The organism is Pseudozobellia sp. WGM2 (assembly GCF_017810075.1).
Classification (GTDB): Bacteria; Bacteroidota; Bacteroidia; order Flavobacteriales; family Flavobacteriaceae; genus JADNYK01.
On the sequence record NZ_JADNYK010000003.1, the window covers coordinates 250,134 to 271,756 of the forward strand.

Annotated in this window: 21 protein-coding genes; 15 read left to right on the top strand and 6 right to left on the bottom strand. The window is 40.2% G+C overall.

The genetic code is table 11. From position 1 onward, the window contains the following. Positions 1–2: 2 nt before the first annotated feature. From IV512_RS08105 to IV512_RS08130, 6 genes are all read right to left on the bottom strand, one after another. Positions 3–1,262 (bottom strand): outer membrane protein assembly factor, encoded by a 1,260-nt coding sequence (locus tag IV512_RS08105; RefSeq protein ID WP_209402258.1) that lies wholly within the window; start codon positions 1,260–1,262, stop codon positions 3–5. A gap of 72 nt (positions 1,263–1,334) precedes the next feature. After that, positions 1,335–2,078, bottom strand: a complete 744-nt coding sequence (locus IV512_RS08110; RefSeq protein WP_245224700.1) for a hypothetical protein — start codon at positions 2,076–2,078, stop codon at positions 1,335–1,337. Next, positions 2,065–3,066, bottom strand: a complete 1,002-nt coding sequence (locus tag IV512_RS08115; protein WP_209402260.1) for a glycoside hydrolase — start codon at positions 3,064–3,066, stop codon at positions 2,065–2,067. The genes IV512_RS08110 and IV512_RS08115 overlap by 14 nt, the downstream gene beginning before the upstream one ends. Positions 3,067–3,112: 46 nt before the next feature. After that, positions 3,113–4,057 carry a hypothetical protein gene (locus tag IV512_RS08120; protein WP_209402262.1) on the bottom strand — a complete coding sequence of 315 codons (945 nt, stop codon included), beginning with the start codon at positions 4,055–4,057 and terminating at the stop codon, positions 3,113–3,115. 39 nt (positions 4,058–4,096) lie between these two features. Next, positions 4,097–4,810 (bottom strand): DUF547 domain-containing protein, encoded by a 714-nt coding sequence (locus IV512_RS08125; RefSeq protein WP_209402264.1) that lies wholly within the window; start codon positions 4,808–4,810, stop codon positions 4,097–4,099. A gap of 186 nt (positions 4,811–4,996) precedes the next feature. Next, positions 4,997–5,938 carry a transporter gene (locus IV512_RS08130; RefSeq protein WP_209402266.1) on the bottom strand — a complete coding sequence of 314 codons (942 nt, stop codon included), beginning with the start codon at positions 5,936–5,938 and terminating at the stop codon, positions 4,997–4,999. 308 nt (positions 5,939–6,246) lie between these two features. Between IV512_RS08130 and IV512_RS08135 the strand changes: the two genes are divergently transcribed. The 15 genes from IV512_RS08135 (at position 6,247) to argB (ending at position 21,621) form a co-directional block, all read left to right on the top strand. Continuing rightward, complete coding sequence (locus tag IV512_RS08135) at positions 6,247–7,599, top strand: NAD(P)/FAD-dependent oxidoreductase (RefSeq protein WP_209402268.1); 1,353 nt, start codon at positions 6,247–6,249, stop codon at positions 7,597–7,599. Between the two features lie 31 nt (positions 7,600–7,630). Then, positions 7,631–9,223, top strand: coding sequence for a 4Fe-4S dicluster domain-containing protein (locus IV512_RS08140; RefSeq protein WP_209402270.1), 1,593 nt, complete (start codon positions 7,631–7,633; stop codon positions 9,221–9,223). Between the two features lie 3 nt (positions 9,224–9,226). Continuing rightward, positions 9,227–9,712 (top strand): toxin-antitoxin system YwqK family antitoxin, encoded by a 486-nt coding sequence (locus tag IV512_RS08145; protein WP_209402272.1) that lies wholly within the window; start codon positions 9,227–9,229, stop codon positions 9,710–9,712. 20 nt (positions 9,713–9,732) lie between these two features. Then, positions 9,733–10,422 (top strand): glycosyltransferase family 2 protein, encoded by a 690-nt coding sequence (locus IV512_RS08150; RefSeq protein WP_209402872.1) that lies wholly within the window; start codon positions 9,733–9,735, stop codon positions 10,420–10,422. 1 nt (position 10,423) lies between these two features. After that, on the top strand, positions 10,424–11,908 hold the full coding sequence (locus tag IV512_RS08155) for a cellulose synthase family protein (RefSeq protein WP_209402274.1): 1,485 nt from the start codon (positions 10,424–10,426) through the stop codon (positions 11,906–11,908). A gap of 87 nt (positions 11,909–11,995) precedes the next feature. Beyond that, positions 11,996–13,357 (top strand): mannosyltransferase, encoded by a 1,362-nt coding sequence (locus IV512_RS08160; protein WP_209402276.1) that lies wholly within the window; start codon positions 11,996–11,998, stop codon positions 13,355–13,357. Between the two features lie 222 nt (positions 13,358–13,579). After that, the gene (locus tag IV512_RS08165) at positions 13,580–14,200 is read left to right on the top strand and encodes a GNAT family N-acetyltransferase (protein WP_209402278.1); all 621 of its coding nucleotides are present in this window, start codon (positions 13,580–13,582) and stop codon (positions 14,198–14,200) included. Then, positions 14,197–15,387: an argininosuccinate synthase gene (argG, locus tag IV512_RS08170; protein ID WP_209402279.1), complete on the top strand. Its 1,191-nt coding sequence runs from the start codon at positions 14,197–14,199 to the stop codon at positions 15,385–15,387. Before IV512_RS08165 ends, argG begins: the two co-directional genes overlap by 4 nt. Next, a complete protein-coding gene (gene argC, locus IV512_RS08175) occupies positions 15,380–16,354 on the top strand; it encodes an N-acetyl-gamma-glutamyl-phosphate reductase (protein ID WP_209402280.1) in 975 nt (324 codons plus the stop codon). The genes argG and argC overlap by 8 nt, the downstream gene beginning before the upstream one ends. Positions 16,355–16,396: 42 nt before the next feature. Then, positions 16,397–17,197 (top strand): pyrroline-5-carboxylate reductase, encoded by an 801-nt coding sequence (proC, locus tag IV512_RS08180; protein ID WP_100870843.1) that lies wholly within the window; start codon positions 16,397–16,399, stop codon positions 17,195–17,197. A gap of 15 nt (positions 17,198–17,212) precedes the next feature. Then, positions 17,213–18,340: an aspartate aminotransferase family protein gene (locus IV512_RS08185; protein ID WP_209402281.1), complete on the top strand. Its 1,128-nt coding sequence runs from the start codon at positions 17,213–17,215 to the stop codon at positions 18,338–18,340. A 41-nt stretch (positions 18,341–18,381) separates the two neighbouring features. After that, positions 18,382–19,146 (top strand): glutamate 5-kinase, encoded by a 765-nt coding sequence (proB, locus tag IV512_RS08190; protein WP_209402282.1) that lies wholly within the window; start codon positions 18,382–18,384, stop codon positions 19,144–19,146. Next, positions 19,143–20,081 carry an N-acetylornithine carbamoyltransferase gene (locus IV512_RS08195; protein ID WP_209402283.1) on the top strand — a complete coding sequence of 313 codons (939 nt, stop codon included), beginning with the start codon at positions 19,143–19,145 and terminating at the stop codon, positions 20,079–20,081. The genes proB and IV512_RS08195 overlap by 4 nt, the downstream gene beginning before the upstream one ends. A gap of 12 nt (positions 20,082–20,093) precedes the next feature. Then, positions 20,094–20,840 (top strand): SDR family NAD(P)-dependent oxidoreductase, encoded by a 747-nt coding sequence (locus IV512_RS08200; RefSeq protein WP_371743283.1) that lies wholly within the window; start codon positions 20,094–20,096, stop codon positions 20,838–20,840. Between the two features lies 1 nt (position 20,841). Continuing rightward, on the top strand, positions 20,842–21,621 hold the full coding sequence (argB, locus tag IV512_RS08205) for an acetylglutamate kinase (protein ID WP_209402285.1): 780 nt from the start codon (positions 20,842–20,844) through the stop codon (positions 21,619–21,621). The last annotated feature ends 2 nt before the right edge of the window (positions 21,622–21,623 follow it).

The following is a 21,623-nucleotide window of genomic DNA, read 5'->3' on the forward strand; positions in this document are numbered from 1 at the left end:
GGTTAAAAGTATTGTCCTATACCAAAGACCAAGCCTCTTGCAGCATCTTTAGTAATACCGTACCCGTAGTCGATTCTAAAAATCACATTGAATATGCGTTTATGCATTACGCGCAGACCTATCCCAGGATAAACCCGTAAATTTCTGCTATGGGTAAAATCATCAAAACCACCACCGGGATTTCGCCACGTGCCTCCGTCGACAAATACATTTCCCTGAAGAACAAACCAATTTCTATCGATCAAGGTATGACGGTACTCCGTATTAAGCACGATTGCTCCTGTGCCCCGATCTATAGTATTGCCCACACCCCGTAAATTCAGATTGTTATCAACGGTAAAGGGTGCGAATGGTGTATTTATATTACTGGCCAAACCTAAACGAAGTCGATTGGCCCAATTGCCCTTGGCACCAATTCTTTTAAAATAAATGAAGTCGTTAAACCCTATTAAAAATTCGGGCAGGTTCTCATCTGTACTTCCAACATATTGAAAATTCAAGGCGCTTCGGAAACCTGATATGTATTGATAAAAGTAGGTGACGGCATCATAGTTATATATCAATTTAAACAAATGCTTATCAACATCTAAGTTCTGCGGCACACTTGAACTTATAGCCCCAGAAAGGTAACGGTAATTCTCTGTAAACAGGCTGCCCCCAAGTTCTATTCTGTTTTTGAAGTTAAATTCGTAAAGTCCCATTAATTCAACTCCTCGATTACTATACCTGTAATCGGCAGTATTGCCCTCAAAAAAAACAGGCTCTTGAGTCACAAAATTGTTGTAACTCAATGATAGTCCGATTTTGTTACTGAACAAATAAGGTGCTCGCAAACCAACTCCGAAAGAGTTAAATACATCATGTTGGTAAAAACCGCCCAAAGTTATGTTTCTACCCAATAAGTTAAATTCTTGTAGACCTATTCGAAATGCAAAATCGTCGTTGGATGATGAAAATAAATTCGCGAAAGGTATCAGCGTAAAATTTTCGGCAACCTCATAAACAATTTCGTACTGCCCTACTGTGGATGAAGAAACCTTAAAAGAGGCGTGTGATATAGAAGGAAGTCGAATCAAACGAGTTACATCTTCGGCCAATAAAACGGAATCTAATGGCATACCCGACTTTACGTTCAAAAGACTTTTCAGAAATGACGGCTTACTTTTAGAAGCGCCATCAATCTCAACCGAGTTCACTACACCCTCTTGGGCCTGAACGAAAGAACATATAAAAAAAAGAAGATATAAAGATCTAACATTCATGAATTAGAAATCTCAAAATACTAAAATAGGGTATTGATTTGGCATGCAAACTTAAAGACCATTCAAATTAGCTCAATTAGCATTAAAGTCAATTTCTGAAAAAAGATTCACCCAATTGTCTTCACTTACAGCAAGCAAAGTAAAGTTATAAGAAGTATTCGCCTTTAATGCAGACGGTGTTCCTTTCGTAATATTGAGCACTACATTCTCCAGTTCATAGTATTGAAATGACTTATCAAGTGTATACGTGCCCGAAAGCAAATTGTTATTCACATCTGAGACCACTTGAAAATATATTCTAGAGTCTGAATATTGGCCATCATCCCAAGAAAAAACCGGCATTCTTGGTTCGATTTGGTCTACGGTAACATTTTGAGGTAAATATTCTGTCGGTTTGGTCGTCTGCTTTAATCGAATAGGATTCGACAAATGGGTTCGACCACCTTCTTCAAAAGAAACAATGACCCATTTTTCTTCGGAAACAGCGACTTCAAACTTTTCAAGATAACCATTGAAAACATCGGTCGTAGGTAGGTCGATGCGATAGTAATTACCGAAATCGTTCTTATCGACATTAACATTCTCTGTTTCAAAGTACTTAACATTGCTAGCACCATCTCTTGGATAAAAGAATACACTAACCAAATCATCATTTTCATTACTAGCTGCGCATGCTATAACATTATTAAGAACCGGATTATCATCTGATAAAGATTCTTCTAATGTAGAATCGCGATTGTCCATGTCAGTCGAGCATCCCACCAAAATTGTGACCAGTATGAGAAAATAAAATCTTCGCAAATCAATATTTTTCATAATATTCTTTTATGATGTCTTGAGCTGGTTTATTCTGTGGAGTAAAGCGATTGTCATTCGCCCCACCAGATTCTTTGTGGTTTATAAACCATTTCCAAACATAGCCGCCGGCAAACCAGTCTTCCTCCCAAAATTCTTCAAAAATAGCTTTGGTAGCGTTTACTTGGCCCTGCATATTTACTGGGTTATCGTGACGGTCGACCAACCAAGGTTTCCATGCCGTTTGGTCTGTACTCCGATAACCGAACTCGGTAAACAATATTTGTTTGTTCTCAGCTTTTGAAAGTTGTTCTATCTCAGGTTTATGCCTTTGCCAGCCCTCTCGACATTGTGCAACGGTCGGGGTTTCATGCTCACATAAAGGAAAATATGCATCAATACCAATATAATCTAAATCTTGCCAGAAAGGGGTGCGTTTATACTCGTCCCAATTGGCGGCATAGGTAAGTTTGCCCTTATATACCCTTTTGATTTTGACGATAAGCTCTTTCCAAAATTCGGGTCGATTGGTCACAAATTTTTCTAATTCTGTACCGATGCAATAGATATCTACCTTAGTTTCCGATGCCAGTTCGGCATAGTTAAGTATGAATTTCTCGTAAGAGGTTTCAAACTTCTGCCAATCTTCTTCCGATTTCATTTCAAGGCTTCCGGTAAATATTCCTTTCCAAATCCATATTTGAGGCTTCAACAGCACTTTAATACCGTTTTTATGCAATAGCTCAATATATTGCTTTGCCCCCTTTTTGGTTTCACCATGCCACTGTCTTTCGGTATCGAAAACGACCTCAGGGTTTTCAGGGTTGCGAATAAAGCCAAAAGGCATGACTGCCGCATGATTGGCATGTATGTTCATCACTTCTTGCACATGCTCCTGAGCTACGGCTTCACGTGAAGCCACAAAACTCACCCCATTAATTTTTTCATGAACTTGACTCGCGCAAGAGAATTGCAAAAGACATAAAAACAAGACCCCAATTAATCTCATATATCGGTTTTTCCGGGCCTAAAATACAGTATTTCTATGTATTAGCTTAAAAAAGAGCCCTCAGGCCTAGGCTAAACGTCTGGCCCAGACCTTGAAAACTGCTGCCACGAACAAAATTATTATACGATAGCTCGATGTTAAGCTCATTGGTCAGTTGGTATTTACCCCCCAGACCAAGTGCGGTATAATTTTGCGAAAAGTTATTTCCATTGGCATCGGGGTTATCGTAGCCGATGAAAAAAGATTGTTGGGCATTAATAAATACCGTAGACTTGGCGGACGGAAAATAGCTTAAGAAAACACTTAGCGGTACTACCACACTGTTATTGGCAAAACGCTCTCCTATATTCTCTGAATTCGGGTCGGCATCCGCTCTCTTCTCACCAAAATTAAAACCTAGGTCAGCTTCGGTGAACAACTGCCAGTTGTTATTACCAAAAGTACGGTCAAAGAAAAATTTGGTTTCCCAGAAAATACTTCTTTTATCGAGATAGGGGGCATTAGGCACATCTTCGAACACCGGAAAAAACAACGAACTGGTGAATGAGAAGTTACCCATACTCGCAAAAGGCTGTACCCGAATCGATGGTGCCAACGTGGTGAGGCCGCTTCTGGCATCTGTACTATTATTTTCAAAACTGAGAGCACTCAAGGCCTTGGCCCCATTATAGGTATTTGCCCTTACTTGAAAGATAAGACCAACATTGATTCTAGATGTTTCACTAATACCAGTATAAACTTCTGTAGTATTAGTGAAAAATGTCTGACGAGGAATATCTACTGCCCTGCTTCCTTCTTCTGTCTGCCGCGTTTGGGTATATAGTCCATTGAAAAATTTAATGTCCCATTGCCCACGCTTTAATAGTTTTGAAGGAGTATAAGTCTGTATGTTACTGCTTTGAGCGGCCGGTTGGTCATCATCCTGAGAAAAAACAGGAATAACCGTTAATAATAACATCGATAATGAAAAAACCTTGGCCATTGGTTTCATAAAGTTGGTTTTTAAGATTGGTCGATACTGTGTAGAGGCCTATTTTACCTCATTAAGAGTCCAATCATAGGGATAATAAGAAACTTTGGTATTTTCGGGCAACTCTTCAGACCTGAATTCATTAATAAAATCTACTAAAGTTTGTCCACTGGTAAAGTCATCGTTATACCATTCAAAAATTTGAGAAACCTTAACCTTATTCTTATTAACCCTAATAAACATTGGGTCATTTATTGCCAACTTGGTTTGTCGCTCTAATTGTTCATCAAGTTTAGTGGGTCTGTATGCCTCGTTAATAATTGGAGGACACCCCAAACCGGCACATACCAAAACAAAATGAAAACGGGGCTCATCAGGAAAATTACCACGTAACAATTTGTTCTCGACCTCATCGAGAGTAACATTTTCGCCCCCAAACTTATGTTTCTTTACATCGAAAAAACCTTTTACATCTACAGGAGATTTCAAAGGATAATTTTCAACTATACTTTTTATCACCAATATATTATAGCCGTTTATCCAGAATGCCTGAAACTCATTGGCATTTTCTTTATCTACCCTTATATCAGCTGCCAAGGTCAGTAATTCATCTAATTCAGAACTATCGTTCTTAATTTCTTTGTAATCTACCTTTCCATCTTTGACATAAGTGGAGAAAAAAGATTCGGCCTTATCTAAATACGCATTGACTGATTGGGAATATCCGTTGCCCAATGCGAAAATACAGGTGAACAGAAGAATTAGATTTTTCATTTAATAACTTATTTATAAAAATTTAGGTCGCATTTTATTCCACCTTCTTACAATTGAAAAGCCACAAATCAAACATTCTCAAGTTCAATTTCAAATATTGTACCGAAAGATGACCTAATTTACCACTTCATGAAAACGACCTCTTTGATGAACTAACATCAAAAAGGTCTTAAAATCAACTAACAGCTATTGAGCCATTGCCGTAGATTGGGTGTTAAAAGAAAATGTGACACCCACATTAAAGAAATTGGTGTCACCGATATTTCTACCGTCAATTAAAGTACCATAACCCGCACTTAAACCAATTAATGTTGTAACCGGAACATATGCAGAAACACCCAAACGCGTATAATTCACTCTAGTTTCAGGAAAATTACCTGCAAAACCAGGCCCCATGATATCTACTCCGTCCGATGAAGTTGCTTGATGATCCACCCAAAGTTCTCCGTAGAACTTAGAACCGGCATAACCCACTTTGGCCATCGCCAAAATTGCATTCGGCACATCATAATCCTCTCCGTTATTCACATTAAAATCGTCATCTGTTTTACCCCTGAGACTATAACCTGCAACAAGAGTGGTGAAAAAACCTTGGTTCAATTGTAAGTGTCCACCAATGTGAAGATTGGTCTTAAAAGCACCATTACCAATAGCCAAAATACTGTTGGCATCGTACCCTCCCGGAATATCAAAACCTAATGCCGTGATTCCATCAAATTTACCACCCTCAAAAGCGGCCCTGAAAGGCCTATATTTTGCTGCTATGGAGATGTCTTGAAAACCGGACTCTTTGGTATTACCACTTATGGGATCAGGTGTTCCTTCTCCTTTTGCCGAAATGTAGGGCGCATTGACTACCAAGGTCAAAGCATCCGTCAACCCCCATTTGGCGTACAAACCAATAATATCTTGAGTTATTTTTTCGTGAGCGGGTACTGGGCCCATCTTTTCTTCACCAACATAAAATTCATCATACGAAGCCCCTGTGTAGGATGCAGTGAGAGAAACATCACCTTTATTGCTGTAAAAGCCATCTATCAAGCCTTGAGCAGCTAATGAATTTGCACTAAAGGCCGCGCCGAACAAAACTAAAGTGCCAATACTAATTTTTAATTTGAATAATTTCATTTTCAAGATTTTAAGGGGTTAGATTTATTGACCGAAAATGAACGAACATTCAAAACGAACTGACCTCACGTATTTATGTTTGATTCTTACTCATGAGACTTCAAAATTCATTTTGAAGAAAGGGACTGAAAATCAATTTTTCTTTCATCATTTTCATTTTCAGCCACAAATAAAGCCTTAACTTATCACAATTCTATAACAGAAACTACACATTAGTGTCCTTATTTAAAATCTCTAAAAATTAGATTTTATCGGTAAGAATTAGAAAACTTATCGACTGAAACTAGTATTAATTCCCACAGGTCAACATGGATAAGATTGTAATTATTGGAAATGGGATCGCCGGTGTTACGGCAGCCCGGCACATTAGAAAACTATCGAACAAGCAGATAGTTATTGTCAGTGCAGAAACTGATTACTTTTTTTCACGTACAGCTCTCATGTACGTCTACATGGGCCATATGAAGTTCGACCATATTAAGCCTTACGAAGATTGGTTCTGGAAAAAAAACAGAATTGACCTAATAAACGATTACGTTACAAGCGTTGACCATCAGGGTAAAAGATTGATTCTTCAGAATGGAGAAGATGTGACCTATGACAAGTTGATTTTGGCCACCGGATCAAAACCGAATAAATTTGGTTGGCCGGGTCAAGATTTAGAAGGAGTGCAGGGGCTAGTCTCCAAGCAGGATCTAGACCTACTTGAAAAAAATGCTCCCAATAACAAAGTATGTAAACATGCCGTGGTTGTGGGTGGCGGTTTAATCGGCATCGAACTATGCGAAATGCTAAGGAGCAGAGAAATACCCGTGACATTTTTGGTGCGTGAAAAAAGCTTTTGGAACGGAGTGCTACCGGATGGTGAATCTGCAATGATCAATGAACATATTTTAGAGCATCATATCGACTTGCGCCTCGGCGTTAACTTAGATGAAATTTTATCCGATGAAAAACGAAAGGTAAGGGCTATTACCATAAAAGAAACAGGCGAAGAAATAGCTTGTGACATCGTCGGCCTTTCAGCAGGGGTAACACCAAATATTGATTTTCTGAAAGATTCAGGAATAGAATTGAATAAAGGCATTAAAGTTAATCGCTTTCTAGAAACAAACATTGAAGATATTTACGCAATTGGCGATTGCGCCGAACAGCACGAGGCCATTGGCAATCGCAGACCTGTGGAAGCCGTATGGTACACAGGTCGCATGATGGGTGAGACAGTTGCCCAGACCATATGCGGCAATAAACGCGAGTACAACCCCGGACATTGGTTCAATTCAGCCAAATTTCTTGATATCGAATACCAGACCTATGGTTGGGTTTTTAGTACAAATGGAAAAAAAGAGCATGAATCACATTTTCATTGGAGACACGAAACGGAGAAAATCTGTATAACACTCTCTTATGATACCAATTCCGGTAAATTTTTAGGTATTAACACCTTTGGCATCCGTATGAGACATGAGGTTTTCGACCGATGGCTGACTGATGAGCGACAGGCCGATTATGTTATCGAGCATCTAAAAGACGCCAACTTTGACCCTGAATTCTATGCCCAATATGAATCGGATATTGTTGGCAAATACAATTCGGAAATGAATAAAAACATTCAACTCAAGAAAAAAAGTTGGAAACGTATTTTAAGCCTCGGAGCATAACCGATAAGACCCATAATAAATACTTAGATACATGAGCACTTACGACAGAAGCATGGCCCTTACCGGTGAACCACCAAAAGCATTGAATCTACAACAAAAATTGGCGACTTTTATTGGGGTTACAGGGTTGGGCATTCTAACCCTCGCCGTGTTCAACGTCTATTTTCCGAACAAAGCATTTTGGCTGACTATTTCTTTGGTGGCAATTTCTGCGGGTATAGTGTGGTTTTCCGTTGCTGCATATGCTCAAAAGCATAAGGGCATAAAAAATGATGGCGTCATGTTCAAGTCTATCTCAAGCCGCGGATTTTGGGGCTGGATCGCTGGTATTCTTCTCACAGGGTTTTATATTGTATTATATTTTTATCCGCAGTATTTAGGTCTTGTGAAAGAGGGTGACAATACAGGCGTTATTGCACTCTTCGACCCCTTAAGCAAATTATTGAGTGGTAACTCCGCAAGCCAATGGTTCGTTTACGGCACCTTGTATACCATAGCTATTTTGGCCTTTGGCATCAAATTTCTCTGGAAATATCGTCATAATTCATACGAGAAAATACGAACGTTGAGCGTTATGTTCTTTCAGACCTCCTTCGCGTTTTTAATTCCAGAGTTTATGGCCCGGCTAAACAGCGATACGTTTTCACTGCCCTATTACGACCTAAAAAACATATGGCCCCTGAACTATTATAACTTTGAGCGCTACCGCGTAAACAGTTTCATCGATGCCGGCGATATTGGTCTGGCTTTGTTGATTTTCGGTATTCTATCCATATTTGTAATCACCCCCATTCTTACCTATAAATACGGTAAACGCTGGTACTGCTCTTGGGTCTGCGGTTGCGGTGGTCTAGCCGAAACGGCGGGCGACCCCTTTCGTCATTTGAGCGACAAAAGTCAGTTCGCTTGGAAAGTCGAGCGTTGGGTAGTGCATAGCGTAGTGGTGTTTGTAACGCTTATGACCACCGCCGTAGTCTATTCGTACCTTGGTGATGACACAAGTAAATATTGGTTGACAAAAACTTCGTTTCTCATAAGTGTGGCGGTAATCCTGACCTTGGTTTTCGCTTGGGTAATGATTTATAAAAGAGAACAATTACAAAAAGACGCGCAATACGGGGCCGTAGGCTATTTTGTGATAATCATGGCCTTGGTAAGTTTTCATTTTTTCAGTGGAGACGGTAACGTATTTCTGTTCAAGGCCGAAACACTTAGAACTACATATGCTTTTCTTATAGGTAGCATCTTTTCAGGGGTTATTGGTACGGGGTTCTACCCTATTTTCGGCAATCGGGTCTGGTGCCGATTTGGTTGCCCTATGGCTGCCATATTAGGTTTTCAACAGCGACTGTTCTCAAAGTTTCGTATTACTACTAATGGCGGTCAGTGTATTTCGTGCGGAAATTGCTCGACCTATTGTGAAATGGGTATCGATGTACGCGCTTATGCCCAAAAAGGGACGAATATTGTTCGGTCAAGCTGTGTCGGATGCGGAATTTGCTCTGCCGTTTGCCCACGCGGTGTTCTGAAATTGGAAAATGGACCTTTGGAGGGAAGAATCGATAGTAAAGAGGTCTTATTGGGCAATGATGTCGATTTGATGGATCTCGTTAATAACAAGTAAATTATGTTGCGTAAACTCTCTTTTGTCATCTTGACTATTTTTTTTCTTGCAAGCTTTTCCGAACAGAACGGTACCTATCAAAAAGAGTATTATGACAATGGAAGACTTAAGTCTGAAGGTTGGACCAAAAATGGAATAAAAGTCAATTATTGGAAATTCTACCATCCCAACGGAAAATTATCCGAAGAAGGGCACTTTCAGAATAATAAGCGCATCAAATATTGGCACTTTTACGACCAAGACGGAAAACACCTGCAAGAGGGGCACTACCAAAAAGGAACAAAAACAGATTGGTGGCTTTTTTACGACTCTAACGGCAAGGTAAACCATAAATGTCAATTGAAGAACGGCAAGAAAAATGGATATTGCCTAAAGTACCTTGATGAACAACTTACCTCTGCGGAAAAGTATCAAAATGGAAAAAAAGTCAAAGAATGGTTTAGTTTTGCCAGCTTTAAGCGAGAAAATAATTTATCAGACTTAAATTAATGCCGAACCAACTTAACAATTTGCCCGATATCAAGGTAATCATACCTGCCTTTAACGAAGCGGAATCTATTGCCGAGGTCATTAAAGAGATTCCTGATTCGGTATCTGAAATTGTAGTGGTCAATAATAATTCTTCCGATAAAACTGTTGAAAATGCGAAGGCTGCAGGGGCAACGGTACTGTCAGAGAACAGAAAGGGTTACGGCTATGCCTGCCTAAAGGGAATGGATTATATATCGAAACAATCCAAAGCACCCGATATTCTCGTATTTCTCGATGGAGACTATTCAGACTATCCCGAAGAGCTAGACAAATTAACGGTACCAATTATCAAAGGTGAGTTTGATTTTGTAATAGGAGCACGTGTAAAGCGACTAAGGGAAGAAGGAAGTATGACTCCGCAGCAAATTTTCGGTAATTGGTTGGCCACATTTTTAATGAAGGTCATGTTTGGGGCAACATTTACCGATTTAGGTCCGTTTAGAGCTATAAGGTATGATAAATTGCTCTCACTGAACATGGAGGATAAAACCTATGGATGGACGGTGGAAATGCAATTAAAGGCTCTGAAAAAGAAATTAGCATATACCGAAGTACCAGTACGTTACAAAAAAAGAATTGGAGTGTCTAAAGTTTCAGGAACCGTAAAAGGTAGTATATTTGCAGGCATAAAAATTCTAGGTTGGATTTTTAAATACAGCATTAAATAATATGGGATTATTAATCTCTTATATCATCTTGGCCATATATAGTATAGCGCTATTATTGATATTTTTTTACAGTCTGGCACAGTTGAATCTACTGGTCAATTACTTGGGCTATAAAAGGCGAAACCAGACCGCTCCGAAATTTAACCTTCTCGACCCCAAAGAAATTCCTTTTGTTACCATTCAACTTCCAGTTTACAATGAGGAGTATGTAATGGAACGCCTCTTAGAGAACATATCAAAAATAGAATACCCCAAGAGCAAACTTGAAATACAGGTGCTTGATGATTCTACCGACGATTCGGTAATCGAAACCGCCGCTCGAGTAAAAGCCTTGCAACAGACCGGGCTCGATATTCAACACATTCGTAGGGAGAATCGTAAAGGTTTCAAAGCAGGTGCACTTAAAGAGGGCCTCGAAATTGCAAAGGGTGAATTTATAGCCATCTTCGATGCCGATTTTATGCCATCGGGCGATTGGTTAAAGAAGACCGTAATTTATTTTAAAGACCCTGAAATCGGGGTTGTTCAAACACGATGGGGTCATATTAACCGAGAATACTCGACCTTGACCCGAATACAGGCATTTGCCCTTGATGCTCATTTTACTTTAGAACAAGTAGGCAGAAATGCCAAGGGGCATTTCATTAATTTCAACGGTACTGCAGGCATCTGGCGTAAGAACTGTATTATTGATGCAGGTAATTGGGAGGGTGATACCCTTACCGAAGACTTAGATTTAAGTTACAGGGCACAACTAAAAAACTGGAAATTCAAATATTTGGAGGATGTCGAAACCCCAGCTGAACTTCCCGTAGTCATCAGTGCCGCTCGTTCACAACAATTCAGGTGGAATAAAGGCGGAGCGGAAAACTTTAGAAAATCGGTGTTGAGCGTAATCACCGCAAAGAACATTTCGTTCAAAACTAAGTTTCACGGTGTAATGCACCTGTTGAACAGCTCTATGTTTTTATGTGTATTCTTAGTCTCTATTCTGAGCATACCTGCGATGTACATCAAAGCTCTTTATCCACAATTCGACATGGTATTTAACCTGCTCAGCTTTTTTGTTCTGAGCACCATCATTTTATTTGTATGCTATTGGTTTACCTACAAAAGTATTCAGGGCAGTAGTTTTGACAATTTTGTCGATTATATCAAAATATTCTTCACCTTCTTTTCGGTAGCACTCGGTTTTTCACTTCATAATTCGATTGCGGTTCTAGAGGGTCATATGGGCAAGCGCAGCGAATTTGTTCGAACTCCTAAATTCAACCTCAATAATCTAACCGATTCTTGGAAAGGCAATAAATATTTGACGAAAAAGCTGTCACCAAACATGATTTTAGAGGCCGCGCTGATGATTTATTTCCTTTTTGGCATGTACAGCGCTATTCCCCTGAATGACTTTGGTTTATTTCCATTTCATTTTATGTTGTTCTTAGGTTTTGGGTTTGTTTTCACTAAATCACTTACGGCCAGGGCTTAGAATTTTTCTTTACAATCCTTGTGCAATTTTAATCTTTCGTTACATTAAATTTTCTTATTTTTTCGCTTGCAATTAAAATGCGGATTAATGCCCAATCAACTTGCCAGATATTGGAACCTTCATAAAATACCGATTCTTTTGGCACTGGTGAGTTTAGCCTTTTATTACTCTTTTGCCCACCATCTCGTTCGCACTGATTTCATCAAACTCATCACCCTTTTTACGGCACTATTTTTTCTCTGCTTGAGAATCATACGCTTTGAAAAATGGAACCTTAAGTTTCTACTGATTATCGGCATCATTTTTCGAATGGTATTTCTCACGGTAGAACCCAATCTGTCCCAAGATTTTTATCGTTTTATTTGGGACGGGCACTTGGTAGCGAATATGGCAAACCCGTATGTCGCAGTGCCAGATATATTAATTCAACAAAAAGATTTAATAATACCCAATGGCCAAACTTTATATAATGGTATGGGCGAGCTGAGCGCAAAACATTTCAGCAATTACCCCCCACTCAATCAATTGTTTTTTTCTTTGGCGGCCCTTATCGGTGGAAAGAGCATTCTGGGCTCTGTAATTGTCATGCGCATCATGGTTATACTTTCCGATATCGGAATTGTTTACTTCGGAAGAAAACTGCTTAAAAATCTAAATCTCTCACCGCATCTTATTTTTTGGTATTTCTTAAACCCTCTAGTCATCATTGAACTTACCGGAAATCTTCATTTTGAAGGGGTAATGTTATTCTTTTTCGTTTGGTCGCTCTACTTGTTGTCGGTTAAAAAATGGTTATTGGCAGCTATACCTTATGCGCTATCGATTTGCGTAAAACTAGTACCATTGATTTTTCTTCCGCTCTTTATCAAACATCTAGGTATCAAGAAAAACGCCATTTTCGACTTGGTCATTCTAGCTATTTGCATCTTGTTTTTTATTCCTTTCTATACTCCAGAGTTCTTTGCCAATTATTCTAGAACGGTGGGCTTGTGGTTCTCTAACTTCGAATTTAATGCGGGGCTCTACAATGCAGTAAAACAAATTGTATTGCAATTTGATGGTAAACCTTGGTTACTTATAAAGACGTATGGTACGATTACCAAAATTGTAGTTGTTCTGGCAGTTCTTGTTTTGACCTTCTTTCGAAAAAACGAAAAGTTATCGGTATTGGTCAGTTCTATGCTTTGGGCTTTGACCCTCTATTATTTGATTACCCCTACCGTTCACCCGTGGTACATCATATTTTTAGTGGTGTTAGGTATATTCGCCGACTATCGATTTGCGATTATTTGGTCTGCGGCGGCTACCCTAAGTTACTTCGCATATTCCCACCCAGAGTTTAAAGAGAACCTTTGGCTGCTAACCGTTGAATATATTGCCGTATATGTATTTATCGTTTACGAAATTATCAACTCAGGTAGGCTAAAAACTATTTTTCATAAAAAATAGAGGTCAATTGTTGTGGTTTCATCGTAATCTTGTACATTTGACCCTTCCAATGAAAGGACAAAACTACATATCATCAGTAACTATGAGCGTTAATGCTCCGGTACGTCCGATTCATAACCGTCGCCGCCCGTAGGGGTGTCCAATATCTTATGGAAATAGGTGAGTCCATTTCCGCACTACTTCGAAAATCCTTTTTTATTTACCGTTTAATTTTGACTAGCAATGAAAATTTTAATTGCTAACGAATCACATTTCAAATACGCTACCATAATAAGCGATACCATAACCGAATCTGCAAAGGTTCGAGGTACCGGTATTGCCAAACGAACCCCTGAGTATATTCAGAAACGTTTACAAAATGGTAACGCGGTCATTGCCTTAGATGGCGATAAGTTCGCAGGCTTCTGCTATATAGAAGTTTGGGGGCATGAGAAATTCGTTGCAAACTCTGGTCTTATTGTTCACCCTGATTACAGAAATCAAGGTTTGGCCAAAGAGATTAAAAATAGAATCTTTCAACTCTCGAGAGAGAAATTTCCTAATGCCAAAATTTTCGGAATCACTACAGGTTTGGCCGTTATGAAAATGAACTATGAACTCGGTTACAAACCGGTCACTTTTTCAGAATTGACCGATGACCCCGAATTCTGGAAAGGCTGCCAAACCTGTAAAAACTTCGACGTACTTACGCGTACAGAACAAAAAATGTGTCTCTGTACGGGCATGCTCTACGACCCAGAATCGAAAACCAAAACAGAAGAAAAAAGCAAACCCAACCGCAAGGGGTTTGAAAGATTAAAGAGTATTAAAGAAAGCTTGTTCTTAAAGAAAAATTCAAAATGAAAAAATTAGTTTTAGCCTATAGTGGCGGATTAGACACCTCGTATTGTGCCAAATATTTATCAAAAGAAAAAGGTTATGATGTACATGCCGTAAGTGTAAATACCGGTGGCTTTTCCAAAGAAGAAATATCTGAAATTGAAGAGAAGTCGCTACAATTGGGCGCTAGTTCTTACACCTCTATTGACGCTGTTCAAACCTTCTACGATAAAGTTGTAAAGTACCTGATTTTCGGTAACGTACTTAAAAACAATACGTACCCCCTATCGGTAAGTGCCGAAAGGATTGTACAGGCCATCGAAATTGTAAATTACGCGAAGAAAATAGGCGCTGAATACATCGCTCACGGTAGTACCGGTGCCGGCAACGACCAAGTAAGGTTTGACATGATTTTTCAAATTATCGCTCCGGAAATCGAAATCATCACTCCGATTAGAGATAATAAACTTGCGCGAGAAGAAGAAATTGAATACTTAAAAGAAAACGGGGTCGATTACCCATGGGAAAAAGCCAAGTATTCTATTAACCGAGGACTTTGGGGAACTTCCGTTGGCGGCGATGAGACCCTTACATCAGAAAAACCATTACCTGATTCGGCCTACCCAAGCCAATTACAAGAAAAAGAACCAAAACAGGTAAAATTAACCTTCGAAAAAGGGGAATTGGTCGCAATCGACGACAAAAAAGACGCTCCTGTTAATAATATTATCAAGCTTGATGCCCTGGCATCTAAATATGCTATCGGGCGCGATATTCACGTAGGAGATACAATTATCGGCATCAAAGGTAGAGTGGGTTTTGAAGCACCGGCTTCGTTGATTATCATTAAAGCCCACCATTTATTGGAGAAACACACCTTGACCAAATGGCAGCAGTTTCAAAAAGAACAACAAGGTAATTTTTATGGCATGTTATTGCATGAAGGCAACTATCTAGATGCCGTGATGCGCAATATCGAAGTCTTTTTGACCGACACCCAAAAAACGGTTTCGGGTGATGTCTTCGTAGGCTTGTACCCATTTCAATATCGATTGAACGGTATTTCATCTAAACATGATTTGATGAATGCCTCTTTTGGAAGCTACGGCGAAGTAAACAAAGGATGGTCTGCCGATGATGCCAAAGGATTCATCAAAATACTTTCCAATTCAGGAAAAATATACAACCACGTAAACCCAAGCGATGATTAAAACAGGTATCATAGGAGGTTCGGGGTATACGGGTGGCGAACTGATTCGAATTCTTTTGAACCACCCAAATGCTGAAATAGACTTTGTTTTTAGCACCACACGGGCCGGTAAAAAGATTACGACCGCGCACCCTGATCTGTTGGGTACCACCGACATACAATTTACGGGCGCCGTAAACCCTGATGTAGATGTGGTGTTTCTATGTTTGGGGCATGGCAACTCTTCCAAATTCTTGCAAGAGAACGAATTTTCCGAAAGCACTAAAATCATTGACCTTAGCAATGATTTTAGGCTCAAAAAAGATGCTGTCTTCGAGGGAAAACAATTTATCTACGGGCTACCGGAACTTAAAAAAGAAGAGATTCAACAAGCCCACCATATTGCCAATCCGGGTTGTTTTGCAACGGCCATACAATTAGGTCTTTTGCCCTTGGCAAAGGCAAACCTTTTGGGCAAAGACGTACATATTAATGCGGTTACTGGAAGTACCGGAGCAGGTGTGAGTCCGTCGGCAACATCCCATTTTAGCTGGCGAAACAATAACGTAAGTTGGTACAAACCCTTTACACATCAGCACTTAGGAGAAATCAATGAATGTTTAAATTCGCTCCAAGCCGAAACCGGTGAGTTAATGTTTCTACCGAATAGAGGTAACTTTACAAGAGGTATTCTTGCCACCGCATACACCAAATTCGGGGGCACGATTTCTGAAGCCGTGGAGCTTTTCAAAGATTTTTATAAAGATGCCCTGTTTACGCAAATAGCGGATGAGCCGATTCACCTGAAACAGGTGGTAAATACGAATCAGTGCCATGTACATTTACATAAACACAACGATACCTTGTTGGTTACCTCTGCTATTGACAACCTCTTAAAAGGTGCGTCTGGCCAAGCCGTACAGAATATGAATCTGATGTTCGGTTTTGATGAAAAAGCTGGGCTAGCCTTGAAAGCAGGAGTTTTTTAGAAATAAAAGTTTTGAATTGGTAGAACTAATATATAAATGACCATGAAAATAGCCATTATTGGAGCCGGTAACTTGGGGCTTGCCATTGCCAAGGGAATTTTGAATTCGAACGGGGCCACCACTATGTTTTTGACCAAGCGTAATACTGCTGAAATCAAAGATTTTGAAAAATACGGAAATGTGACTGTCAGTGATGATAACCGCGAGGCGGTTAAAAATTCAGATATTCTAATTTTGGCCGTTCAACCCAGTCAGCTAGAGGCTATTTTACTCGATTTTAAAGATTTGCTTTCGGAAAACCATGTCATCATATCGACTATAACCGGTTTTACCATCGAGAAAATGGAAGCCATTTTAGGCAGTGACCACCATATCATACGAAGCATGCCCAATACGGCAATCTCCGTAGGTCAATCGATGACCTGTATCTGTAGCAATCAAAAAGGTAAAAAGAAGGTACAACTGGCCAAGGCCATTTTTAATAGAATGGGGCATTCGATGGAAATTCCCGAGTCACAAATGCAGGCAGCAACCGTAATTTGTGCCAGTGGCATTGCATTCTGGATGCGTTTGATCCGTGCCACAACACAGGGTGCCATTCAATTGGGCTTTGACGCTAAAGAAGCACAAGAATTGGCCATGCACACCTGCCATGGTGCAGCAGGCCTGCTCATTGAATCGGGCAGCCATCCGGAAGCCGAAATCGACAAGGTTACCACTCCGAAGGGCTGTACCATTCAGGGACTCAATGAGATGGAGCACCAAGGGTTAAGCTCCTCATTGATTCAAGGTATTGTGGCTTCCTTCGAGAAAATCAGTAAAATAAAAGAAAACCAGCTCTAATCAGCAACGCATATTATGGAATTATTTGATGTATACCCACTTTATGATGTAACTCCCGTATCGGCCGAAGGTATCGTAGTGACCGATGAAAATGGAGAAACCTACCTTGACTTTTATGGGGGGCACGCCGTTATTTCTATCGGCCACTCGCATCCACATTATGTGCAGCGTCTGAAAAACCAACTAGATAAAATTGGTTTTTATAGTAATTCGGTCAAGAATCCGCTACAAGTAGAGCTGGCCAGCAAACTCGGGCAGCTTTCAGGCTGTGAAGATTACAATCTATTTTTATGTAATTCAGGTGCCGAAGCCAATGAAAATGCATTAAAACTTGCTTCCTTTCACACTGGAAAATCTAAGGTAATCGCCTTCACCAATAGTTTTCATGGTCGAACTTCGGCTGCAGTTGCCGCCACCGATAATCCAAAAATAAATGCGCCCATCAACCAGCAGCAGAAGGTAACTTTTTTGCCTTTTAACGATTTGGGGGCTTTACAAAACGAACTTGAAAAAGGAGACGTCTGTGCGGTAATTCTTGAAGCTATTCAGGGTGTTGGCGGACTCGATGAACCTACTACCGAATTTTATAAGGCCATGGCTTCTTTATGCAAAGTAAACGATGTTCTCATTATTGCTGACGAGGTACAATGCGGTTTTGGTAGAAGCGGTAAATTTTTCGCATTTCAACATCATGACATACAACCGGATATTATTTCGGTCGCCAAGGGTATGGGCAATGGTTTTCCTGTTGGGGGAGTATTGATCCATGAAAGCCTTAAGGCATCTTACGGTCTTTTGGGCACTACATTTGGCGGCAATCATTTGGCCTGTGCAGCGACATTGGCTGTTTTAGAAGTCATAGAAAAGGATAATCTCATCACCAACACTTCTCAATTGGAGAAGTACTTTCGGGAGAAAGCAGCTGAAATTCCACAAGTTAAAAGAGTAAAAGGAAGAGGGTTGATGCTCGGCCTCGAGTTCGATTTCGAAGTTGCCGATTTGCGCAAAAGGCTCATCCACAATCAACATATTTTCACAGGGGGTGCCAAAGATAAACATGTACTCAGAATATTGCCTGCGCTGAATATCATGAAAGGTCATTTCGACCAACTCTTCGATGCGATTAAAAGAGAGTTGTCATAAACCTGTTTTATGCCAAACGAAAGGAGTAAAATTAAATAGGAATGAGTAGAAAGAGAATCCTTTTAAAAATAGGGTCGAACACCCTAACAAAAGAAACCGATCAGATTTCTAGGGGTAAATTGGAAGATATCGGAAGGCAAATTTCCCTTTTGAAAGATGACTATGAGTTTATATTGGTTAGTTCAGGCGCAATTGCCGCAGCAAAGCAGTTCGTAAAGTTAGAGCACAACGGGCAAGAAATTGTGGTAAAGCAGGCCCTAGCTGCTATCGGACAGCCCCATTTAATGCGAATGTTTCAAGAAAGCTTTCGAGAACTGGGCCTTTTTACCGCCCAATGCCTACTCTCCTATTCCGACTTTGAGAACAAAAAATCAAAAGCCAACATAAAGAATACCATTGATATTTTGGTGGCCAATAACTTTATTCCCATCATCAATGAAAACGATACTGTGGCTGCCGATGAAATTCAATTCGGCGACAACGACAAACTTGCAGCGCTTACGGCTGCGCTTTTAAAGGTAGACCTTTTGCTTATTGCCACAAATACAGACGGCATTTACACCAAACAATCTTTAGAAAATGGCATACCCGAAACCATCACCGAGGTTTCCGGTTTAGAAGGAATCAAAAAAGAAATCAGTGGTTCAAAATCTTCTCACGGAACGGGTGGTATGCTCTCAAAAGTAGAAGCTGCTACCATCGCCAAAAAAGCCGGTATTGAAACTTGGATAGTTAACGGTTTAAAAGAAAACTTCATTACGAGCGCGCTACAAGGAAGTGCCGATTACACAAAAATTAAAATATGAAACATTACCTCTCTATAAAAGACATCGATTCATTGACCGATTGGGTCTCTGAGGCTCGAAACCTTAAAAGTAATCCCACTGAGTTTAAAGCCTTGGGCAAAAATAAAACAATCGGCCTGTTGTTTTTCAACAATAGTTTAAGAACTCGATTGAGCACTCAAAAGGCAGCTATGAACCTTGGTTTAGATGTGATTGTTATGAACTTCGGTAGCGAAGGGTGGGCTTTAGAATACTCAGATGGAACCGTAATGGATCAAGGCACTTCTGAACATATAAAAGAAGCGGCACAAGTAGTTTCACAATACTGCGATATTATCGCGATTCGCGCCTTTGCCGGATTACAGGACAGAGAAGAAGATGAATCTGAAAAAGTTCTAAACGGATTTAAAAAATACGCCAGCGTACCGATAGTAAATATGGAAAGCTCAGTGGGTCACCCGCTTCAAGCGCTAGCCGATGCCATTACTTTAGCCGAACAAAATATCAAGAAGAGACCGAAGGTGGTATTGTCTTGGGCACCGCACCCAAAAGCATTACCCCATGCCGTTGCCAATTCATTCATTGAAATGATGCAGCTTCAAAATGCCGAATTTGTGATTACCCACCCCGAAGGTTACGAACTTGACCCTAGAATTACACAGAAGACCACTATCGAATACGATCAAAAGAAAGCTTGCGCCGATGCTGATTTTATTTATGTAAAGAACTGGAGCAGCTATAAGGACTATGGAAAGGCATCTAATCAAGACCCAGACTGGACAATGACCAAAGAAAAAGTAGGTGACGCCAAGTTTATGCACTGCCTGCCTGTAAGAAGAAACATGGTGGTCGAAGATGCGGTTCTAGATAGCGATCAGAGTTTGGTCATAGAACAGGCCAATAACAGAACCTACAGCGCACAAATTGTATTAAAGAAAATCTTGGAGAACAATTAAATCTACCTGAATATCAAAAAACTAGAGAACAAAGTATGTATCGTTACCGGTGCGACCAGCGGCATGGGCAAGGCCATTGCTCAGTCGTTCGCCGCCGAAGGTGCAAAATTGATATTATCGGGGAGAGACCAAGAAAGGGGCGAAAAATTATCAGACCAGCTTTCAGGATCGATTTTTATTGTTGGCGATGTAGGTGAAGCTTCATATAACGAGTCTTTGGTCGATGCCGCGTTAGAAAATTTCGGAGCTGTTGATATTTTATCATTAAATGCGGGAATTCTAGGATTGGGGAACGTGGTCGACCTTTCAGAATCTTTATGGAACCAAACTATTTCAACCAATTTAAGCAGCATCTACTTACTCGCTAAATTTGCCATTCCACACCTGAAAAAACAGAGTGGTACTATTTTAATCAATTCTTCGATTGCAGCTTTCAAAAGTTTTCCGAATCACCCGGCCTATTGCGCCTCAAAAGCAGGGGCGGTAGCATTGATGAAACAGATGGCCGTAGAATATGCCCCTGAAATTCGGGTGAATGCCATTTGCCCTGGACCGGTTGATACTCCTCTTCTATGGAAATCGGCCAAAGCCTTTGATAATCCTGAGGAAGCCGTGGCCGATGCTGAAAAATCAACTTTGTTAAAGAGGCTGGGACAACCTAAAGATATTGCAAACCTGGCACTGTTTCTTGTTTCTGAAGAAGCATCATGGATTACGGGAACAGCAATGACCATTGATGGAGGAATTTTAAATGCATAACATGAAACGACATCTATCTATAATTAAAATAGGCGGAAACGTCATCGAAAATAAAGTAGACCTTTCGAAGTTCTTGCAGTCTTTTTCCGAATTGGAGGGACCAAAAATATTGGTTCACGGTGGCGGTAAGCTCGCCACACAGCTCGGAAAAAAATTGGGAATCGAATCCAAACTTATCGGCGGACGTCGTATCACCGATGAAAAAAGCCTTGAACTGATCACCATGGTTTATGGCGGGCTCGTAAATAAAAACATAGTAGCGGAGCTACAATCGCTAGACTGTAATTCTATTGGGCTCAGCGGTGCAGATGGCGACACCATTCAGGCACACAAACGCCCTGTAAAAGAAATTGATTATGGCTTTGCCGGAGATGTTGATGGCGTGAGCGCCGACATGATTACAAAACTTTTAGAAGCAGGGCTAACCCCTGTTTTTTGTGCGATGACACATGATGGAAACGGACAATTATTGAATACCAATGCAGATACCATAGCTTCCGAATTGGCTATTGGCATGAGCCAGAACTACGAAACGACACTTTACTATTGTTTTGAAAAGAAGGGTGTTTTGAGGGATGTAAACGATAATGAATCCGTAGTAAAACAAATTGACAGCGCATCATATCAAGAATTATTGGCACAGAAAGTAATTGCCGATGGTATGCTCCCAAAAATGGAAAATTGCTTTCATGCCTTAAGACAAGATGTACATCAAGTGCGTATTGGCGACACTAGCATGTTAGACCCTAAATCGACATTATTCACGACACTTACGCTATAAAA

Coding starts and splice junctions, on each gene's coding strand:
- IV512_RS08105 (WP_209402258.1), bottom strand. CDS start 1,262: ATGAATGTTAGATCTTTATATCTTCTTTTTTTTATATGTTCTTTCGTT.
- IV512_RS08110 (WP_245224700.1), bottom strand. CDS start 2,078: ATGAAAAATATTGATTTGCGAAGATTTTATTTTCTCATACTGGTCACA.
- IV512_RS08115 (WP_209402260.1), bottom strand. CDS start 3,066: ATGAGATTAATTGGGGTCTTGTTTTTATGTCTTTTGCAATTCTCTTGC.
- IV512_RS08120 (WP_209402262.1), bottom strand. CDS start 4,057: ATGAAACCAATGGCCAAGGTTTTTTCATTATCGATGTTATTATTAACG.
- IV512_RS08125 (WP_209402264.1), bottom strand. CDS start 4,810: ATGAAAAATCTAATTCTTCTGTTCACCTGTATTTTCGCATTGGGCAAC.
- IV512_RS08130 (WP_209402266.1), bottom strand. CDS start 5,938: ATGAAATTATTCAAATTAAAAATTAGTATTGGCACTTTAGTTTTGTTC.
- IV512_RS08135 (WP_209402268.1), top strand. CDS start 6,247: ATGGATAAGATTGTAATTATTGGAAATGGGATCGCCGGTGTTACGGCA.
- IV512_RS08140 (WP_209402270.1), top strand. CDS start 7,631: ATGAGCACTTACGACAGAAGCATGGCCCTTACCGGTGAACCACCAAAA.
- IV512_RS08145 (WP_209402272.1), top strand. CDS start 9,227: ATGTTGCGTAAACTCTCTTTTGTCATCTTGACTATTTTTTTTCTTGCA.
- IV512_RS08155 (WP_209402274.1), top strand. CDS start 10,424: ATGGGATTATTAATCTCTTATATCATCTTGGCCATATATAGTATAGCG.
- IV512_RS08160 (WP_209402276.1), top strand. CDS start 11,996: ATGCCCAATCAACTTGCCAGATATTGGAACCTTCATAAAATACCGATT.
- IV512_RS08165 (WP_209402278.1), top strand. CDS start 13,580: ATGAAAATTTTAATTGCTAACGAATCACATTTCAAATACGCTACCATA.
- argG (WP_209402279.1), top strand. CDS start 14,197: ATGAAAAAATTAGTTTTAGCCTATAGTGGCGGATTAGACACCTCGTAT.
- argC (WP_209402280.1), top strand. CDS start 15,380: ATGATTAAAACAGGTATCATAGGAGGTTCGGGGTATACGGGTGGCGAA.
- proC (WP_100870843.1), top strand. CDS start 16,397: ATGAAAATAGCCATTATTGGAGCCGGTAACTTGGGGCTTGCCATTGCC.
- IV512_RS08185 (WP_209402281.1), top strand. CDS start 17,213: ATGGAATTATTTGATGTATACCCACTTTATGATGTAACTCCCGTATCG.
- proB (WP_209402282.1), top strand. CDS start 18,382: ATGAGTAGAAAGAGAATCCTTTTAAAAATAGGGTCGAACACCCTAACA.
- IV512_RS08195 (WP_209402283.1), top strand. CDS start 19,143: ATGAAACATTACCTCTCTATAAAAGACATCGATTCATTGACCGATTGG.
- argB (WP_209402285.1), top strand. CDS start 20,842: ATGAAACGACATCTATCTATAATTAAAATAGGCGGAAACGTCATCGAA.